The sequence below is a fragment of the Hyphomonas sp. UBA3601 genome (assembly GCF_002375605.1).
Taxonomy (GTDB): domain Bacteria; phylum Pseudomonadota; class Alphaproteobacteria; order Caulobacterales; family Hyphomonadaceae; genus Hyphomonas.
Genome location: NZ_DFME01000147.1, coordinates 1,532 through 2,724 on the forward strand (window position 1 = coordinate 1,532; position 1,193 = coordinate 2,724).

At 57.0% G+C, this 1,193-nt stretch carries 1 protein-coding gene and 1 pseudogene; one reads left to right on the plus strand and one right to left on the minus strand.

What is annotated here, in order from left to right:
- Nucleotides 1-509, minus strand: a pseudogene (locus B4F73_RS16465) (S1 RNA-binding domain-containing protein); the annotation flags it as partial.
- 412 nt (nt 510-921) lie between these two features.
- Between B4F73_RS16465 and B4F73_RS16470 the strand changes: the two are divergent.
- Nucleotides 922-1,193 (plus strand): hypothetical protein (locus B4F73_RS16470; RefSeq protein ID WP_290483816.1); only part of this gene is annotated, 272 nt, incomplete at its 3' end.

Here is a 1,193-nt window from a genome sequence, read left to right on the forward strand (position 1 = left end):
CGAATGACTTCCTGGATCTTGTAGCGCTTGGAGATCGAAGCCCGGCTGGACTTCTTCCGGCGGGGTGCGGCGGCAGCCTTGGCTTCACCGCTTTCATTATCGGTGGAGTCTTCCGACTCGTCAGAGTCATCGTCGCTTGCATCGTTGTCGACGTCGTCTTCATCGTCGATGTCGACTGCATCGCCATCTTCATCATCGTCGTCTTCGATCTGGGCAGCGGCCTCTTCGGCTGCTTCCTTCAGCAGGGCTTCGCGGTCTTCCGCGGGCAGCTGGTAATAGTCGGGGTGGATTTCGCTGAAGGCCAGGAAACCGTGGCGATTGCCGCCATACTCAACGAATGCCGCCTGAAGCGACGGCTCTACACGCGTTACTTTTGCGAGGTAGATGTTTCCGCGGAGTTGTTCGTTGCCAGTTGTTTCAAAGTCAAAGTCGTCGACCTGACCATTGTTGACGATCGCAACACGGGTCTCTTCCGTGTGCGAGGCGTCGATTAGCATGAGTTTGCTCATGTAAAGGAACCTTATGAGCCGGCGCAGCAGCTTTGGATGCGTCAACGCACCTCAAGCCAGCCGCAGGGCCGGTCTGTAAATTTAGGGGGAGGATACGGTCACGCCGACCCGACTGCCCCATGGGCAGTACAGGAAAATCGGTTTTGACTACTGCACCCGCGTACATCTTCTCTGCTTTCCGGAGCGCGGCGCCCGCTTGCCTTTTCGGTGAAGCCGGGATCGCTGTCGCGACGTTGGGAAACTTGCTTGGTAGGCCTGATTGGCGGCTACCGGATGATACTGCCCAATTTTGACCGTCAAGAAAAGACCAAAAAGGGCGCTGAGGCTGTGTAATACGTAACCTGTGGTCAATGCTGGGTTAATAATCGGTCTGGTAGGGAAAACCTTCGAATCTGGAATACATGCGATCCTGATGACTATTTTACGCTTTGTTTGCCTTGTGATTGCCTGTCTGGGTGCGGGTTTTGCCGCATCCGCCGATGTCAGCCGGGTGCAGGTTGTTGGCAATGGAGAGCCGACTCGAATCACCGTGTGGGCAGATTCCGAGCAGGAAGGTCGCGCCTTCCTTGCCGAATCGGGAAACGCTCGCAGCCTCGTGCTGCCAGTTGATGGGCCAGTGACCCCTGCTGTGGGTGATGGGGGTGGTGGTGTTGCCACCTGGGCGCTCTCCGAGGGAACGCTCAG